Source organism: Longicatena sp. 210702-DFI.1.196, assembly GCF_020563125.1.
Lineage (GTDB): Bacteria > Bacillota_I > Bacilli_A > Erysipelotrichales > Erysipelotrichaceae > Longicatena > Longicatena caecimuris.
The window spans coordinates 1-224 of sequence record NZ_JAJCPX010000152.1; the positions used below are offsets into that span (position 1 = coordinate 1).

Genomic DNA, 224 nt, shown 5'->3' on the forward strand with positions numbered 1-224 from the left:
TTTCTATTTGCCGTTCAAGAGTATTTACGATTTGAAGTGCAGAGGAAAGAATAAGATCATTGTAGTTAAAATGATGCCCAATCGTATGTTTTGCTAAATCACGAAGTTCTTCAAAACTAGAAGTTGGAATGCGACGAGATTTATTATGTAATAAAACACAGTCTTGATGAGTTAAACGTTTCATACGATCCACTGTTTTATATTTGTTTAAAAGAAATAAAGCA

1 pseudogene is annotated in these 224 nt (G+C 31.2%); it reads right to left on the bottom strand.

Going from position 1 to position 224, the window contains the following annotated elements:
- Positions 1-184, bottom strand: a pseudogene (locus LI241_RS15740) (IS110 family transposase); the annotation flags it as partial.
- Positions 185-224 lie beyond the last annotated feature (40 nt).